We start from the raw sequence: 15,961 nt of genomic DNA on the forward strand, positions 1-15,961 counted from the left end.
CAGGCAAAGTCTGGCGTGCCTTTCCGTCTAATTTTCGGTTACTTCTGTAGCATGAAATACGATCACATCTTTGATGAGCTGGACATTGTCACCGATCCGTTCGCTTTGTGTGAGCTGCGCGGCGCCAGTGATCTTGGGCTTGGACGGGATGCATCGGCTACGTTGCACTACATTTTGTCGGGTGAAGGCGAGATCAGTCTGCGCGGCCGTGCGCCCATAAAAGTGTCGCGCGGCATTCTTGTGTTCATACCCGCATTGCAAAGCCATGCATTGCACAGTTTTGGTGGCAACCATCACCCGATACCAGAGTGCAAGCCCGCAGCGCTGAAACTGGCCAGCCTTATGGCCGGGTCAGAACACGTTGAAAGCGGGCAACTCACCGCCCTTTGCGCCCATGTTACTGTCGGTCTGCGCGGCATCAGGGATATCATCGATGTCATCCGAGAACCTATGATCGAAGACGTATCGTCTCCCAGTCATATGCGTCCGGCATTGCAGGCATTGCTCACCGAGGTGTCGAACCCGTCTTTGGGCAGTCGCGCGATGATCCGCGCTCTTTTGATGCAGTGCGTGATCGAGATGTTGCGCAAGCGTTTGACCGGAGAGGGCGGCGCGATGAGATGGATGGCCGCGCTGGCTGATCCATCCATATGGAATGCCTTGAAGGTGATGCTGGACGAGCCGGGCGATCCTCACACCGTCGAAAGCCTGGCCAGAAACGTAAGCATGAGCCGGGCTGCATTCGCCAAACGCTTTGCTGACGCGTATGGATCGGGACCAATGGAGCTTCTTCGCGATTTGCGGATGAGGCGGGCAGGCGACCTGCTGGGAATGACAGATTTACCGATAAAACGCGTCGCGGACCTCGTTGGCTTTGCATCACGCAGCGCCTTTACCCGCGCGTTTGAAGCTAAGACTGGCCAATCGCCAAGTGATTTCCGGGCATCGCGACACGTCAGGTGAGAGCATGCGGCATTCCCGCTCGGATCACGAACACCACGGTGGTCTGACTTCAGGGGGAAACGTCACGGTTCTGACTGCGACCATCTCCGGCTTGACGGGGATGTGGAGAGCGTAGGCCGTCTTTAGCGTGCGATTGACGCTTCGAACGCCATGCGCGATTGGCCCGCCTGATTATGAAACCCAGCCGATGATGCGGCTCTCGCGGGTCTGGTTGCCATTGAGCGGGCGGTCCTCTAGCGATCTGGCCGCCGTTGTATCGAGCCACGAAACCCACTCCATCAATGGCATAGCTGTGCTGCGGAGCCTCGAGCGGGACTCGCTCGCGCTTACACTTCTCATCACGGTGATTGAAATCCTGTTTCTTTTCTCCACGTCATCGTTTCATTCAGATAATGGGACCAAATGTCGAGTATCGGTCAGTAAGTGGACGGTCATCCAACGAGCAGCACAGGTCTTGAGAGAGCCCAAGATGTCGGATGCTGCGGTCTTGTCGAATGGCCGCTTCGGGAAGGCTAAGTGTCACACTCCCATGCAATAGCCTGCACCAGTGCGAGTTGAAAAATTTCGGGCCTCAACATGGGCTGAACGGCGCTATTTCTGAGCTAGGACCGTTTTCTGTGCGCGGCAACTTTGGCGCGGTTGCCACATACCTCCATGCTGCACCACCGTCGCCTGTGGTTTTTACTCAGGTCCCGGAAAAACAGGGTGCAGCCGGACCCTTCGCATCGTTTTACATGGGTGAAATCAGCCTCCGAGATTAACTCAGCACAAGCCGCAGCAATGCGCGGCAAAAGATCATCGGCGGTTTGTATCCTGTGCTTTAGTTGGCAATCGAAGCCTTCGGTTTCACTCTGCGCAAGCTGCAATGTCAGCGCTCCGCGAGACATTAAGCGATTGAGCTTCTCGATCATCGGGTGATCGTCCTGCACTTGGTTCGCCATGCTCATACCGCCGACGAATGATCGAAACTCCTCTCGGAACGCTCTGATATCCTTGGCCGCCCGATCAAGCGCGGCACCGTGCCTGTGGTCTCTGAGCACAGAAATCTCTTCATCGGTCAGCAGCCCGGATTGCACAAGCCAATCAAGCACATCCGCACCGGTCCCGAGCCACTCAATCTCAACGGATCTTGGGGCAGCAATGGAATTGAGGAAGTCCAGGGCAGGGCTGTCTCCAACAAAGAATGGATCGGGCCGCACGGCGGTCATTTCGATGGAGCTCCTGTCTTGCCGTTCATCTCGGTTCAGCGGCAAGACTCATAACCTTCTAAAACATATTTCACAAGTTACTATCGCTGATCGTCTAGACAAATAAACGTGACTTGCAAACGGCCATATCTTTGTGGTCGGAAGTAACTGTCAAAATATTTTAAAGACAGTTACAAGGATATACCCCATGAAGAGTACCCTTCCGATCGCAAGCACATTGCTGATCATGTCGTCTAGCCTGCCTGGCTGGGCAGGTGAGCCGGACAGCCAAGTCTCTTACAATACGGTCCAGGTTGGAGACGCTTCCGTGTTCTATCGCGCGGCAGGGCCGAAATCCGCTCCGACGCTCTTGCTCCTGCACGGATTTCCCTCCTCCTCGCACATGTTTCGAGACCTGATCCCGGAATTGGCCGAAACCTACCGTGTCATTGCCCCCGACTACCCTGGTTTTGGTCAGTCCTCGTCGCCAAGTGCTGATGCCTATGACTACGATTTCGCGACCCTGGCCACGACAATCGCGGGTTTCACAGAGGCGCTTGAGGTGCCCAGCTACACTTTGTTCATGCAAGACTTTGGCGGGCCGGTTGGCTTTCGCCTCGCACAGGCCAACCCGGAGAAGGTCGAGGGCATCATCATCCAGAACGCCACCATTCATGCTGAGGGGTGGAACCCGGATATCGTTGGCCAGTTTGCGCCTTTTTGGGAAAACCGAACCGCCGAGACGGAAACGCCGATCCGCGGGTTCTTCGCGCCTGAGACGACCAAGTGGCAATACACGCAAGGTGCCAGCCTGGCGCATCGGATCAACCCGGATGCCTGGGTGAGCGATCAGTTCGGGTTGGATCGTCCGGGTAACCACGAGATCCAACTGGAATACTTGTGGAACTATCAGGACAACATCGCCCAATACCCGGCCTGGCAGGCCTATCTGGCCGAACATCAGCCGGACATGCTGATCGTCTGGGGGCAGAATGATCCGTTCTTCCTGATCGAAGGCGTCGAGGCCTTTCAGGCGCTTTTGCCTGCTGCCGACGTTCATCTCTTCGATGCCGGGCACTTCGCGCTGGAGACACACGCAGCCGAGATCGGCGATGCCGTGCGTCGCTTCATGGCCCGCTAGCTCGCCCCCTTTTTCCCTTTTGACCAAACAGGAACCTACGCCAATGACCAAAATTCTTCATATCGTCGCCTCCCCCCGGGGAGACGCGTCGCAATCCACGAAGCTGGCCGAAGCCTATATAGAGGCCGCAACGCAAGCTGATCCGTCGGTCACCGTCGATACGCTGGAGCTTTGGAAAGAAGACCTGCCAGAGTTCGATGGCGACAAAGCCGCAGCCAAGATGACCTTCTTCGGGGTCGGAGAAATGGGCGCGACCCAGCAATCTGCCTGGGATCAGATCGTCAGCATCACCTCCCGGTTCACCGACGCGGATGTCTATGTGATCTCCGTTCCGATGTGGAATTGCGGCATTCCCTACAAGCTGAAGCACTACATCGACATCATCACCCAGCCGGGGTTGTTGTTCGGGTTCGATCCGGAGAATGGCTACTCCGGGTTGCTTGAGGGCAGGAAAGCCGTTGTGTTCTATACCGCAGGTGTCTGGGCGCCTGGTGCTGCGAAGAAATACGGCAGTGATTTCCATTCGGAATATCTGTCCTGGTGGCTCGATTTCGTCGGCATCAAGGAGATCAGCAACGTCCGCTTCCAGCCGTCGCTCCTGACGCCCGATCCCGAAGGCGACAGAACCGCCGCCCTGCGCGAAGCAGTCGGGCTTGTGAAAAAGACTGCCTAAGCCGAAGGGTAAAATAGATACTCAAACGCCTAAGCGACCGGACCCATGTTGGGACATGGGTCCACACCAATTTGCGGCATGAGGTTGATTGGCCCCCTTTCAGGGGCGTCCAAGAGATGATGCGGCAAAGGATAAACATGACCAAGTCGGCCTTCATCGATCTCAGCGTGGCCGCTTAGCAGCCCAGATGACGGCGCCGGTAATGACTGCCCAGAATGCCCCGCTGATGCCGAAGAGGCTCATACCGCTTGCCGCGATGAGAAAGGTCAGTGCAGGCGCTTCCAGGTTTTTTGGCTCTCCAAAAGCGGCGGTGAGCGCGCCAACAAGGGCGGGGATCAGCGCGAGACCCGCGACAGCGGTGATCAGCGCCGCAGGGGCAAGGGCCGCGATTGACGTCACGATCCCGGCGACGCAGGCCAGCCCGATATAGGCCAGTCCCGACACAATCGCGGATGTGTACCTTGTGTCGGGGTCGCGGCCCGCATCCTCCCCCGCCATCATCGCCGCCGTGATCGCCGACATGTTGACGGGGATCGCCCCAAAGGGCGCGGCCAGCAGGCTAACCCCGCCGGTGCGCCGGATAAGCGGCGACCGCTCGACCTTGTAGCCATTCAGTTCCAGAACGGCAAAACCGGGGATGTTCTGCCCGGCCATGGTCACGAGATAGAGAGGAAGCGCCACCGAGAAGATGGCTTGCAGCGTGAAGACCGGTGCAACCGGGGTCATTTCGGGAAGTAACGCGGGCGCACTCAGGGCGCTGCCAGCGGGAATATCCACGACGAAGGCCAGCACCACGGCAAAAGCTGCAACCGCAAGCGGCATCGCGGCCAGCCTGTGCCAGACCAGTCCGGCCAACCACGCGATCAGAACAGGAAGGACCAGCAACGGGATGTCTCCAAGCGCGAGGGCAGGGGCGAAGCAGAGCTTCAGCAAAACCCCTGCCAGCAAGCCGTTGGCAATGGGTTTGGGGATCGACGCCACGACCTTTCCCAGGGCGGGTATCAGGCCGGTCAGCAGGATCATGATCGCACAGCAGATCAATGCGCCGACGGCCTCGCCAAACCCACCGGGCAACATCGCCGTGCTGGCCAGAAAGGCGGCCCCCGGTGTCGACCACGCCACCGCGGCGGGGATGCGGGTGACGGCGGGCAACCAGATGCTGCAAATCCCCATCGAAATCGTCGCGAAAAACAACCCTGTCGCAGCCTGTTGATCATCCGCACCCATCGCAATCAACCCGGACAAGACAATCGCAAAGGACGCCGCATATCCAACGAATGCGGCAAGCAAGCCCATGTAGATGGCCGAAAGAGAGATATCACGAAACATGGCTGACTGGTCCGGATTTGACTTTTTATGGGCGGGGTAGGCGCCTCATGCGCCCGCCGTATAGTCGCGGATCACGAAGTGCTTTGTCGTTTCCTCGATCACGTGCCAATCGCCGCGAAACCCGTTGGGGATCAGGAAAGACTCACCCGCTCTGAAGCTCCGCACGCGCCCGTCTTCGGAGATCAGTTCCACATGTCCGGATACGATGAAGCAGAATTCGTCGCGGTCAGAGAACGCGTGCCAGCGGCCCGGTGTGCTGGTCCACGTCCCGGCCATCAGCGTGCCATCCGGGCTTTGATGGCGCATCCGGGTGACGTGATGGGGGTCGCCCGCGACGACACGGTTGGGCAAATCCGCAAGCCGACGCGCGCCGGTCACCGGGGCATCCTGCGGAAATTCGATGATGTCATGGGTCATGTGGGTCTCTCTGCAATCGGAAAAGGACGGCTGGAATTATCTCAGCATGGGGGGCGAGATGACCCAGATCACCTCTGTCTGTATATTGCCGTCGTTTCTCCAGGCATACTCAGTATCAGCGAACTGAAAGCTATCGCCTGCCTCAAGGGTCAGTTCCGTGCCGTCGACTGTCAGGATCAATTGACCGCGGATCACAACGCCCCCTTCCTCGGTGGAGCGTGCGGGCACTTCCCGCTGCCCGGTGGACATTGGTTCGAAGATCGAGGTGAGGATCTCAAAACTGCCGCCGAGGCCGGGTGACAAGATCTCTTCCCGGAGCCCATTTTCCGACGAACCGACTTGCACGCGATCAGCAACGCGGCGCACCAGTTTACGCTCTTCATCGCTCGGCTTGGACGCCCGAAAGAAGAACCGGACATCGAGATCAAAGAAGTCGGCGATGTCCGAGAGCACATGAACAGACGGGTCGATTTGCCCGCGCTCCAGCTGGCTCAGCCATCCGGTCGAGCGATCAATCGCGCTGGCCAATTGCTTGAGCGTGACGTCCCTGGCTTTGCGCATGGCGCGCACATCTGCACCGATAAACTGTCTGATCCTGCCTCCGATCCATCGGCGATTTCCGCGGCGACCTATACGGGGCACCTGACGCGCAAGGCGCATCGAGCCACTGCAGACAACTGCCGCGCTGCCAGTAGACAATGAAGTAACGCAATCAGATTTCAATTTCCAGCGCCTCGGAGACCACTGATTTCAGCAGTGTGCATCCTGGCCTCACTCCACCCGATCGAGGATTTCAAAATATCGGTAGAGGGCATGCTGGCCCAAGCGGCGCACCGGTCGCAACGGGTGGCTGGGGAGTGGAGAGTTGAAGATCGGGATATCGGGCTCGCTGACGCCTTTGCCCGAGATCAGATTGGCCAATTGCTGCGAGGCATAGGCCGAGAAGGACACCCCATTCCCGCTGTAGCCTTGCGAATAGAAGATCTGTTGCTTCGGGTCAGGCTGCAGCACCCGGGGCATCATGTCGTGTGCGATGTCCATCCAGCCGTGCCAAAAATACGGCGTCTCGATCCCTTTGAGGATCGGGAATTTTCGGGCAATGGCCTCTTGCACGATCTGCAGGTGCTTGGGGTTCTGCGCGTCCGTCCCGGTTATCGCACTGCGCGAGCCGATTTGCAGGCGGCCCTCGGGCAGGTAGCGGTAGTAGTACCGCAGCTTGCGCGAATCCGTGAAGATGATGTGCGAGTTGAACTTGCAGACCTCGATCTCTTCCTCGGTGAGCTTCCGTGTGACCACCGAATTGGCCATGATGGGCATGTTCTTGTAGCGCGTCAGCTTGTGCAGGTTCGGGCTGGTGTAGCCCGCGGTGCACACCCCCACGGCACGGGTGCGCACGGTGCCGCCGGGCGTTTGCAACGCGTGGACACCGTCTTTGGTGGTCCAGCCGGTCACGGGGCTGCTGGTGTAAATCTTTGCGCCGAGTTTCCGGGCCAGACGCGCATAGCCATAGCAAAGCTTCAAAGGTTGCACCGCGATGCCGACCGGTTCCAGCATAGCGCCCCAGGCTTCCTGATCGCCGACGAATTCGTCATGGACACGTTCCCGGCTGATCATCTGCGCGTCATAGCCGAAGACTTCCCGGCAGATCTGCGCCTCTCCCTCCAGATAGCGGTAGGCATCGTGGCTATGGGCCACCAGCAAGTTGCCTTCCCCATGCGGGTCGCAGTCAATCTCGGGGTCTTCGGTCATGGCCCGAAAGACCTCGTAGCCTTCAAGACTGTTGCGATGCAGACGGCGCGCCATGTCGACGCCCCATTTCTTGATCCACTCGCTCCGGCTGAGGCGCCCCCAGGCCAGGTGGCCCTGGCCCCCATTGCGGCTGGTGCATCCCCAGCCGATCTGATTGGCCTCCAGAACAACGGCCTTGATGCCATGCTCGCGTGCCAGAAAAAGTGCCGTGGCTGTCCCGGTAAAGCCGCCACCGATCAGGACAACATCCGCATCAATGTCGCCGCTGACCCGCCCGTCATCCTCGGGCGGCTTTCCGGCGGTCTTGACCCAGTAGCTGGGCGCATAATCCACACCCATGCCGGGCGTTTTGAATTTGAGAGGGTCGTATTTCGGATTGTAAGGCTGAAGATTGGACATGGCTTTGCCTATGGATTGAAGAAAGGAAGGCACCCGCTGACGCATCCCCATGACTTGAGAGCGCGGTGGCTTGCGCCACCGGCAATCCGGGCTGGGGGGCGGATAGGGGGTCGGTTTAGGGGGCGGTCAGGCGGCCTTTAGAGCCGGTCTGTTCTTGCGGAAGGCCCGCTTGCTTGCGATCTTTCCATCCTTGAGTGTGAACAGATCGACGCTGTCCGCGTGTTGCCGCGTGCCATCGGGGTTCGTGGCGATGAACGTGCATTCGGACACAACCCGTTCAGGCGTGAAAAGGAAGTAGCTTTCATTGCGCCACTGCACATCGGGCATTGTGCCCCAGGTGGCTTCAAACTGCGTACGCACTGCGTCTTTGCCTTCAATCCGCGTGCCGTGCGCGTTGTCGCCGGAGACTGTCTCAAAGATCACATCATCATGAAAATAGGACATGACGTCGTCGATGTCATGGCGGTTGAACGCCCGAAACAGCGTGTCAAAATCATCTCTCGTCATCTGGCATACATCCTTCGCATTTTCCTATGGCAACGAAAGAATCGAACCGTCGCCACATTGCACGCGCATCAATATTACTTTTGAAATGAAATAATCAACCTCAAATTTCATTTTTGTTGAATATATAATCATAATTTTCATTTTGACCGCAGTGTCATGAGCGCGGTTCGGCAAAGTGTCCGCTTCAGAGAGCGTACCCATGTTGCCTGATTGACGGTTGTAGCAGTCCCGCATCACCTCATTTCTCCTGGCTAAAGTCCGAGAATGGGCCCTTGGCGGCAACAGGTGCCGGAGAGGTCTGCGTGACATTGAATGCGCTTGCGGATGCTCCGAGCCAGACGAATAAGATCAAGTGATGGGCAAGACATCACGGGACGCCGTGCCACCACCTAAGGCCGCTTCGGGACAGATTCAGATGATGCAGTTCAGACCGATGTCGGCAAACTGTATCGGCAGTGCTGCTCGCCTCTGCGTAGCACTGATCCATTGCTATCGGTTTGGGCAGGCAGAAAACGCAGGTTTTCCGCTCAGGCTCGCATCCGACTGAAATTGGGATCATAAGGCGATTTTTCAATGACTTCGGCGGCTGTGTGCTCTCCACATAAGTCCAGGACCATTTGCTGACCGGTTTCGGCATATTCAGGCTCCACAAACGCGTAGGCGAGGTTCATGCCAACTCGGTGTCCCCAGTGGCCAGAGGTGACCGTGCCTATGACTCGGTTCCCTTGCATCAGGGATGCGCCGGGGTGCGCCGGGAAGCGTTGCGTGTCGATTGCGAGGGTCACGAGCCGTTTGTTCGGTTCATCTTTTTGGCGCCCAAGTAGCGCTCTGCGACCCACAAATTCACCCTTGTCGAGTTTCACGAAACGATCCAGCGCGGTCTCGAACGGGTCAAATTCGGTCAGCAGATCCGCTTTCCAGTGCAGGAAGCCTTTTTCCATGCGCATGGACTCGACCGCTCGGGCGCCAAAGAGCTTGAGCCCGTGCGCCTCACCCGCCGCGCGCAGAGCCAGGTAGGCTGCATAGAGCGAGGCGTTGGGGACGTGGATTTCGTAGGCCAATTCACCCGAGAAGCTGACACCCATGACCGTCGCTGGCGCAAACCCGATGTGGCATTCCCGTACCGACAGCCATGGGAACGCCTCGCGGGACCAGTCTCCGCGGGCGCAGTCCGACAACACGGCCCGCGCCTTTGGCCCCGCAAGGACGAGGATGGTCTGGTCGTTGGTCAGACTGCGCAGGTGCACATCCTCATCCGGTCCGATGTTGGCTGTCAGCCAGTCCATGTCGTGATATTCCGAGGCTGCGGCCGAACCATACCAGATGCGCCCCGGGCCTCGATGCGACGCCGGAAGGTTGGCGATGGTCGCCTCGCACTTGATGGTGCCGTGATGGTTCAGGAGGTAGCCGAGCCCCACGCGGCCTTCTCGTTTTTGCACCGTGCCGCAGATCATCCGGTCGAGGAACCAATGGGCGTCCCGGCCCGTGATTTCGATCCGGTTGAAGCCGTTGACCTCGGTCAGCCCCACATGTTCGGCCAGATTGCGCACTTCTGCGGCGACCAGATCGAAGGTTTCGTCGAACCCAAAGCTGGGCGTGAAATGAAAGTCGGGATTTGGCTTGAGATAGTCCACCCGTTCCCAGCCGTTCACCACCGTGAAATCCGCGCGCTCGGCGGCCAGCACCGGGGTCAGCGGTGTCGTCTTTGCCGGGCGTCCGGCAGGTCTGTGCTCGTGGGGAAAGTGAAACCGGAACTCGTTCTGATAGTCCTCGATCGCCTTGAGAGCCGTCAATTCGACAGTCGCATGCGCGGTAAAACGGCGCGGATCGATCACCCAGGTATCGTAGCAAGCCTCGCCATGGACGATCTGCTGCGCCAGCAGCCAACCGTGCCCACCGCCTTCGCCAAGCCCCGCACGCAACCCGATGATGCAATAGGCATTGCGCTTTCCCGGGATCGGTCCGACCAGAGGCGCGCCGTCAATGGTATAGGTGATCGGTCCGTTGACGACGCGCTTGATACCAACCTCCGCCAGCACTGGCATGCGTTGGAACGCGCCTTCGAGCACCTCCATGACCCGGTCGAGGTCGTCCGGACAAAGATCGTTGGAGAAGTCCGGGCTGATCCCGTCCAGCCCCCATGTCTTGCAGTCCTGTTCGTAGAAGCCGACCAGCAGGCCGTTCTTTTCCTGCCGGGAGTAGTAATCGCTGATCGGACAGCGCAGCAGGGGCATCCGGTGACCTGCCTCGGAGATGGCCGCGATGTCCTCGGTGACGAAATACTGGTGTTCCAACGCGGCGACGGGATGCTGCACGCCCATCATCGCTCCCACCTCATTCACCCGGTATCCACAGGCATTCACGACCACGTCGCAGTCGATATCACCTTTGTCGGTATGAACGGTCCAGGTGTCATCCTCGTGCTGGGTCAGACCTGTCACTGAAGTATGACGATAGACGTCCGCCCCGGCCTTGCGGGCATGAAAGGCCAATGCTTGGCACAGCTGGGCAGGGTCGATGTCTCCGTCTTCGCCGTCCCACAGCCCGCCAAGGAGGTTCTCCGTCGAGATAAGCGGATGGCGGCGGGCGCATTCGGCGGCGTCTATCACCTCATAGTCAACGCCCATCCCCCGCGCCATTGACGCAAAATGCCGATACCCCTGCATTTGCCCTTCTGTATTGGCCAGCCGGATACCACCGTCGCCGTGGTGGTAGCCCACGGGATAGTCCGGGTCGTCGCGCAGTTTCTTGTAAAGCGCGATGGAGTGGGATTTGAGACCAACCATGGTCTGGGTCATCCCGAAGTTCGTGACCTGCGCCGCCGAATGCCAAGTCGTGCCGCTGGTCAACTCGTCCCGCTCGATCAATACAACGTCGGTCCAGCCTTCCTCGCAGAGGTGGTAGAGCGTCGAGCAGCCTGCGATGCCGCCACCGATGACAACGGCCTTGGTTCTGGACTTCATGACATTCTTTCCCTTGCCGCGACTGCAGACATATTGGCAGGAGTTACATGCTTTGAAAAACAGAGATATAAGTTAAACTTCATCCGAAAATCAGAGGTATTACAGATGAGACTGTCCCTTCGTGCAATGCGCTATATTCAGGCGGCTCTCCAGCAGGGCAGCATCTCGGCTGCGGCTGAGGTGATGAATGTCGCGCCATCGGCCATCGCAACGGCCCTAACACAGGCGGAGGAGACCTTTGGTATGGTCCTGGTGACGCGTGCAAGGGCCAAGGGTGTCTTCCCGACGACCGCTGGCCGCGAGGTCCAGCGCCGGATCGAAGACCTTTTGGAACGTTATGACAACTTGCTGACTGACATTTCCGACCTGCGTGCGGGTGTTTCAGGCACCTTGGCCATTGGGTACAATGCGCCGATTGCACCGGCCTTCCTGCCGGCCATAACCAGCCGGCTTCTCGAAGCGCATCCCGACGTGACCCTCTCTTTTTTCGAAGGCGACAACACGTCCGTGCGGGCGGGTTTGATTGACGGGCTTTTTGATGTGATCCTGTTTGTCGAGGAAGTGCCGAACCCGCAGGTCGCCACTCTACCACTGATCTTTGCACCCACCTATTGCCTATGCCCTGCACACCATAGACTGGCCCGGCAAAGCTCAGCATCCATCGTGGATGTTGCGCGTGAACCCCTCATTCTTCTCGATCGTCCCGCGGCGCGCAGTTATTACATGGAGCTTCTGACCCAAAGCGGCGCGCCATTTCGAATTGCCGCAACCACCAACTCAACCGAAATGGTGCGGTCGCTGGTTGCCGAAGGCTTGGGCGTTTCCCTCCTGAACATGCGCCCACGCGAGATCCCGGCCTATGCCGGCAAGCGTGTGCAATGCGTGCCGCTTGCAGGCGTATCCAATGGGGCGCAACTTTCACTCGGCTTCGCGCCGGGGCCAAACCGACTTTCGACGCAACGCTTCATAGAAGTCTGCACTGCATTTTTTGACGGGCCGGACGGCGCAGATTTCATCGTTGGTGACATGTTGTGACACACGTTTACGACAGAACCACATAGCCGCGTGGACATTCAACTCGGCGGATCTCACAGCGAACTTGTCCGGCTCCATCCACTCGCCAAATCTTCGGTCTCGCGGCTGCGGTGAAGGTTGGCAGAGTTGGTCACATCCGCAGCACATCATCTGCATGTTAAGTGGCCGCTTTGAGCTGTGCTTGATGCAGGACCTTGCGCCTCAGCTCCAGATACTGCGCTGTATTCTATGTCTTAAATGAGCAATTGCAACCGATGCTGCGATGTGCACGAACGACCGCTTAAGCACTGACGCGGAGGTGGACATCACACCAGTCGTGCACAGCATTGCAGAACTGCTCGACGCGGGCAGGGCGCTTCGTTCCCGATGCGAGAGCGAGATTTACCGGCAAACGCGCTGCACGCAGGTCTGGTGCCGCATCAATCAGCATTCCATCTTCGAGGTCTGACGCGACGAACCAGCGCGGCATGATGGCGATGCCGACGCCCTGCATTGCGGCCTCATAGATAGCAAAAATATTATCGCTCGCCATTTTCGGCGTCACGGAAAACAGCAGCGGCGTTTCATTCCGATCAAACAGTTCGATCCGGTTCCCCTCGAACGGACCAAGCGTCAGCCAGGGCATTGCCTCCAGATCAATTCCAGCATGCCGCGCCAGGCATTCCGGCGTCCCGACGACAAGGCGCTCCACCCGCGCCAACTCACGGACGACGAGCGTATCATCCAGGACAGGACCGATCTTGAGCCAGCAGTCGCAGCCTTCCTCGGCAAAACGGATCGCGTCATCGCGCAGCCGCCAGTCGATGGTGATATTCGGGTTATCCTTCATGAACTTTGCGGCGGCCTTGACAAACAGGCCCTGGCCGAGGGCCACCGGCGCGATCACCCGGATCGTGCCTTTCGGCGCGTCATCCTTGCTATGACGGTCCTCAATTGCTTCCCACTCCCCGAGCATGCGTCGGGCATCTACCAACAGCGCTGAGCCATCTGGTGTGAGCGTCACGTCATGCGTGGTGCGGCGGACCAGCACGACCCCCAGGCGGCTCTCCAATGCGGCAAGCTGCCTGGAAACCGAAGGCTGCGATGTGCCCAGATCACGCGCGGCCCCGGAGAGTGATTGCCGCTCAGCGATCCGGACGAAGGTTTCAAGAAGGGCAAGGCGGTCAAAGCGGGTGCTCATACGTTCAACGTATAGCAGTTTTTCTTGTCATGCTACTACCGTCACTCTCGCTGGTGAGTATGTTTCTTTCAACGGAAACGAAAGGAACCAAGACATGACCAACGATCTGACGACGACCTTCACCTTCCTCAACGGGCGCACGGTGAACCGCATCGGCTACGGTGCCATGCGCCTGACCGGTCAGCCTCGCAACTTTGGACCCTACGCCGATTGGCGGGGCGGCATTGAGCTGCTGCAACGCGCTCGCGATCTCGGGGTCAACCACATCGACACGGCCCGCGCTTACGGCCCACATGAGAACGAAAAACTGATTGCAGATGCGCTGGTGAATGAGGACGGCAGCTATGGCGAGATGTTCATTGCCTCCAAGGGCGGTGTCGAAAAGAGCGCAACCAGTCTGACACGAGACACGTCTCGGGAAACGATGAAACGGCATCTGGAAGACAGCCTTGCCAGCCTGCGCACCGACAAGATCGACCTCTACTATGTGCATGCGCCAGACGGCGTCACACCGATTTCCGAGAGTGTGGCGGCGCTGGAAGAGATGCGGCAAGCCGGGAAAATCGACATGATCGGCTTGTCGAACGTATCCCGGGTGCAAGTTGAGGAAGCTCTGAAGGTCGCGCCGATTGCGGCGGTGCAAAACCGCTATTCGCCCGCCGATGAACGTGATGAGGCGCTGGAAGAGATGATCGACTGGCTGAATGAACAGGGCATCGCCTTCGTGCCGCATGGACCTTTGGGCGCTAACCCCATGAGACAGGGGGCGATAGTTGATCCGGGCGATGCGCTGCGCACGCTTCTGGCGCGGTCACCAAACATTCTTGCCATTCCCGGCACAACGACAATCGCGCATCTGGAAGACAACGCCGCAGCGTTGGCAGCCTGATATGCGGGGGGTCCTGATCACCTGGGCGGCAGCATGGCCAACAATCACGGCCCTGCTGTTCGTGCTTGAGGGAGCAGTTGGGCATTGGCCCCTGGCCCTCCGAACGCTCCTTCTGACTGGTTTGATGGTCCCCGCGATGACCCTCTTGATCGTTCCAGCATTGAAGCGGCTGCTCGATCACTTCTCAAACAACCATCGAAAAATGCGTCACGCGAATGCCCAAGCCCAACTCAATAATCACTTAGAAGCACTGTCAGGCGGCACGCTTTCGTGCGCGGGATTTCCAGTTGACGCCCATAGGATGCAAAATGAAAATCCCAATTCACACTCTCGCTACACTCTTCGCATTCACCATGGCAATCGCTGCCCCGTTCCTGAGAGCACTGGTCGCGAAAATCGAACGCGAGAAGCTGTTTGCATCTCTGTTGACCATGGTCGCAGTTTCCAGCGCCCTCACTGTCATTGCCCCAACCTTTGAAACCCTCGCCGCATCCCGCTTGATCGGCGCTTTGGCACTACTGGTCTTTTGGGCCGTTGGAACACACACCGCGGCGCAATTCGGTTGACCGGACAGCGGCGGAGAATTTGTGGCAATCCTCTAGGGCTGATCGCAGCTACCTCGTTTATGCCAAGCAGATTTAGCTTGCCACTACTGTAGTGCGGAGCAGTCGCCGTTGCGGCGAGTGTTAGGTGCGACCAGATGAGGCTGAAGGTCTCTTCGCCGCCTTCGATGAACGTGTCGTCGAAAAGGTTGGCATAGATCGGTTGGGTGAAGCTTCGGTCTTCGGGCTTGAGGCTCAGGTAGTCGCGACCTTCGGCGGAGCGCTTGGGCCAGGCGGCGCCAATCTCGGCGCGACCGACGAAGACGCGGTGGGAGGGGGCGTTCTCGTTTGGCAGGCTATCCTCGGCGACAATGCGTACGGCTTTCGCCTGCACGCTCAGGGTGACGATTTCTCCGACATATTCGCTACCGGTCTTCTTGAAGGTTCCGATGGTGGCCATGTTATGTTTCCTTTTAGCTTGTTCGAGCTCGCGCCCATCGCGGCCTCGATGGTTGTCTTCAGGACCGGGACGATCCGCCGACGCAGCCCTTGTGGCACGGAGCACCAGCGGAGGACGACTGGGCCGGTCTTTCTTGTTCCGCAAGGAATTGCGGGCACCCGCCAAGGGAAAAAAAGTCCGAACGCGCCATTGCGTCCAAGGCGGTCGAGACCTCCGCCGGTCCCGGTCAGATCAGCCGCTGAGAGGCCCGCGAGGGGCGCGTGGCGCAAGCCATGGGGTATATTCGGCAAGGAGATCAGTCGTGATCTGATCGGGCGGCTGCATGCCAAGGGGCTCATCGTGACCGGTCCGCGATCTCCGCGGCGCGGGGCACCCTACACATACGTGACGACCGAGCAGTTCCTGGTCGCCTTCGATCTGGAGTCGCTCCAGGACCTGCCGGACCGCGAGCAGCTTCAGGATGCGGGGTTGGTGCGGACGCTGGCCTAGCTTGAGACTGACCGCTTGTGCACGGAACCAGATACCCT

The 15,961-nt window shown here is 58.8% G+C and carries 14 protein-coding genes and 1 pseudogene; 6 read left to right on the forward strand and 9 right to left on the reverse strand.

Going from position 1 to position 15,961, the window contains the following annotated elements; genetic code table 11:
* Window positions 1-51 precede the first annotated feature (51 nt).
* The gene (locus ISX84_RS05475; protein WP_195819291.1) at window positions 52-963 is read left to right on the forward strand and encodes a helix-turn-helix transcriptional regulator; all 912 of its coding nucleotides are present in this window, start codon (window positions 52-54) and stop codon (window positions 961-963) included.
* A 602-nt stretch (window positions 964-1,565) separates the two neighbouring features.
* On the opposite strand, the gene ISX84_RS05480 is transcribed toward ISX84_RS05475, so the two are convergent.
* Window positions 1,566-2,171: a CGNR zinc finger domain-containing protein gene (locus ISX84_RS05480; protein WP_195819292.1), complete on the reverse strand. Its 606-nt coding sequence runs from the start codon at window positions 2,169-2,171 to the stop codon at window positions 1,566-1,568.
* A gap of 187 nt (window positions 2,172-2,358) precedes the next feature.
* On the opposite strand from ISX84_RS05480, the gene ISX84_RS05485 reads away from it, so the two are divergent.
* Both ISX84_RS05485 and ISX84_RS05490 read left to right on the forward strand, forming a co-directional pair.
* Window positions 2,359-3,291 (forward strand): alpha/beta fold hydrolase, encoded by a 933-nt coding sequence (locus ISX84_RS05485; RefSeq protein ID WP_229884076.1) that lies wholly within the window; start codon window positions 2,359-2,361, stop codon window positions 3,289-3,291.
* A gap of 43 nt (window positions 3,292-3,334) precedes the next feature.
* The gene (locus tag ISX84_RS05490) at window positions 3,335-3,964 is read left to right on the forward strand and encodes an FMN-dependent NADH-azoreductase (protein WP_195819293.1); all 630 of its coding nucleotides are present in this window, start codon (window positions 3,335-3,337) and stop codon (window positions 3,962-3,964) included.
* Between the two features lie 162 nt (window positions 3,965-4,126).
* Here ISX84_RS05490 and ISX84_RS05495 read toward each other — a convergent pair whose 3' ends face one another.
* The 6 genes from ISX84_RS05495 to ISX84_RS05520 form a co-directional block, all read right to left on the reverse strand.
* The gene (locus tag ISX84_RS05495) at window positions 4,127-5,293 is read right to left on the reverse strand and encodes a benzoate/H(+) symporter BenE family transporter (protein WP_195819294.1); all 1,167 of its coding nucleotides are present in this window, start codon (window positions 5,291-5,293) and stop codon (window positions 4,127-4,129) included.
* 45 nt (window positions 5,294-5,338) lie between these two features.
* Window positions 5,339-5,710, reverse strand: a complete 372-nt coding sequence (locus ISX84_RS05500) for a cupin domain-containing protein (RefSeq protein ID WP_195819295.1) — start codon at window positions 5,708-5,710, stop codon at window positions 5,339-5,341.
* A 36-nt stretch (window positions 5,711-5,746) separates the two neighbouring features.
* A complete protein-coding gene (locus ISX84_RS05505) occupies window positions 5,747-6,352 on the reverse strand; it encodes a helix-turn-helix domain-containing protein (RefSeq protein ID WP_326838709.1) in 606 nt (201 codons plus the stop codon).
* A 129-nt stretch (window positions 6,353-6,481) separates the two neighbouring features.
* Window positions 6,482-7,858: an NAD(P)/FAD-dependent oxidoreductase gene (locus ISX84_RS05510; RefSeq protein ID WP_229884078.1), complete on the reverse strand. Its 1,377-nt coding sequence runs from the start codon at window positions 7,856-7,858 to the stop codon at window positions 6,482-6,484.
* A 126-nt stretch (window positions 7,859-7,984) separates the two neighbouring features.
* On the reverse strand, window positions 7,985-8,365 hold the full coding sequence (locus ISX84_RS05515) for a nuclear transport factor 2 family protein (RefSeq protein WP_195819297.1): 381 nt from the start codon (window positions 8,363-8,365) through the stop codon (window positions 7,985-7,987).
* 527 nt (window positions 8,366-8,892) lie between these two features.
* A complete protein-coding gene (locus ISX84_RS05520; RefSeq protein WP_195819298.1) occupies window positions 8,893-11,328 on the reverse strand; it encodes a GcvT family protein in 2,436 nt (811 codons plus the stop codon).
* Between ISX84_RS05520 and ISX84_RS05525 the strand changes: the two genes are divergently transcribed.
* Entirely contained in the window at window positions 11,263-12,363 is a 1,101-nt protein-coding gene (locus ISX84_RS05525; RefSeq protein ID WP_326838705.1) for a LysR family transcriptional regulator, read from the forward strand. The two genes, ISX84_RS05520 and ISX84_RS05525, sit on opposite strands and share 66 nt — an antisense overlap.
* A gap of 280 nt (window positions 12,364-12,643) precedes the next feature.
* Here the strand turns inward: ISX84_RS05525 and ISX84_RS05530 are convergent, their stop codons facing one another.
* Window positions 12,644-13,543 (reverse strand): LysR family transcriptional regulator, encoded by a 900-nt coding sequence (locus tag ISX84_RS05530; RefSeq protein WP_195819299.1) that lies wholly within the window; start codon window positions 13,541-13,543, stop codon window positions 12,644-12,646.
* 94 nt (window positions 13,544-13,637) lie between these two features.
* Here ISX84_RS05530 and ISX84_RS05535 point away from each other — a divergent pair, with 94 nt between their 5' ends.
* A complete protein-coding gene (locus ISX84_RS05535) occupies window positions 13,638-14,432 on the forward strand; it encodes an aldo/keto reductase (protein ID WP_195819300.1) in 795 nt (264 codons plus the stop codon).
* Between the two features lie 459 nt (window positions 14,433-14,891).
* On the opposite strand, the gene ISX84_RS05545 is transcribed toward ISX84_RS05535, so the two are convergent.
* Window positions 14,892-15,434 carry a DUF736 domain-containing protein gene (locus ISX84_RS05545; RefSeq protein WP_442800611.1) on the reverse strand — a complete coding sequence of 181 codons (543 nt, stop codon included), beginning with the start codon at window positions 15,432-15,434 and terminating at the stop codon, window positions 14,892-14,894.
* Window positions 15,435-15,713: 279 nt separating this feature from the next.
* Between ISX84_RS05545 and ISX84_RS05550 the strand changes: the two are divergent.
* Window positions 15,714-15,923, forward strand: a pseudogene (locus ISX84_RS05550) (SMC-Scp complex subunit ScpB); the annotation flags it as partial.
* Between the last annotated feature and the right edge of the window lie 38 nt (window positions 15,924-15,961).

Origin of the sequence: Roseobacter sp. MH60115 (assembly GCF_015644665.1) — a bacterium.
GTDB lineage: Bacteria > Pseudomonadota > Alphaproteobacteria > Rhodobacterales > Rhodobacteraceae > Roseobacter.

What these genes read in the sequence shown, in the direction of transcription:
- ISX84_RS05475 (WP_195819291.1), top strand. Translation starts at nt 52, where the DNA reads ATGAAATACGATCACATCTTTGATGAGCTGGACATTGTCACCGATCCG.
- ISX84_RS05480 (WP_195819292.1), bottom strand. Translation starts at nt 2,171, where the DNA reads ATGACCGCCGTGCGGCCCGATCCATTCTTTGTTGGAGACAGCCCTGCC.
- ISX84_RS05485 (WP_229884076.1), top strand. Translation starts at nt 2,359, where the DNA reads ATGAAGAGTACCCTTCCGATCGCAAGCACATTGCTGATCATGTCGTCT.
- ISX84_RS05490 (WP_195819293.1), top strand. Translation starts at nt 3,335, where the DNA reads ATGACCAAAATTCTTCATATCGTCGCCTCCCCCCGGGGAGACGCGTCG.
- ISX84_RS05495 (WP_195819294.1), bottom strand. Translation starts at nt 5,293, where the DNA reads ATGTTTCGTGATATCTCTCTTTCGGCCATCTACATGGGCTTGCTTGCC.
- ISX84_RS05500 (WP_195819295.1), bottom strand. Translation starts at nt 5,710, where the DNA reads ATGACCCATGACATCATCGAATTTCCGCAGGATGCCCCGGTGACCGGC.
- ISX84_RS05510 (WP_229884078.1), bottom strand. Translation starts at nt 7,858, where the DNA reads ATGTCCAATCTTCAGCCTTACAATCCGAAATACGACCCTCTCAAATTC.
- ISX84_RS05515 (WP_195819297.1), bottom strand. Translation starts at nt 8,365, where the DNA reads ATGACGAGAGATGATTTTGACACGCTGTTTCGGGCGTTCAACCGCCAT.
- ISX84_RS05520 (WP_195819298.1), bottom strand. Translation starts at nt 11,328, where the DNA reads ATGAAGTCCAGAACCAAGGCCGTTGTCATCGGTGGCGGCATCGCAGGC.
- ISX84_RS05530 (WP_195819299.1), bottom strand. Translation starts at nt 13,543, where the DNA reads ATGAGCACCCGCTTTGACCGCCTTGCCCTTCTTGAAACCTTCGTCCGG.
- ISX84_RS05535 (WP_195819300.1), top strand. Translation starts at nt 13,638, where the DNA reads ATGACCAACGATCTGACGACGACCTTCACCTTCCTCAACGGGCGCACG.
- ISX84_RS05545 (WP_442800611.1), bottom strand. Translation starts at nt 15,434, where the DNA reads ATGGCCACCATCGGAACCTTCAAGAAGACCGGTAGCGAATATGTCGGA.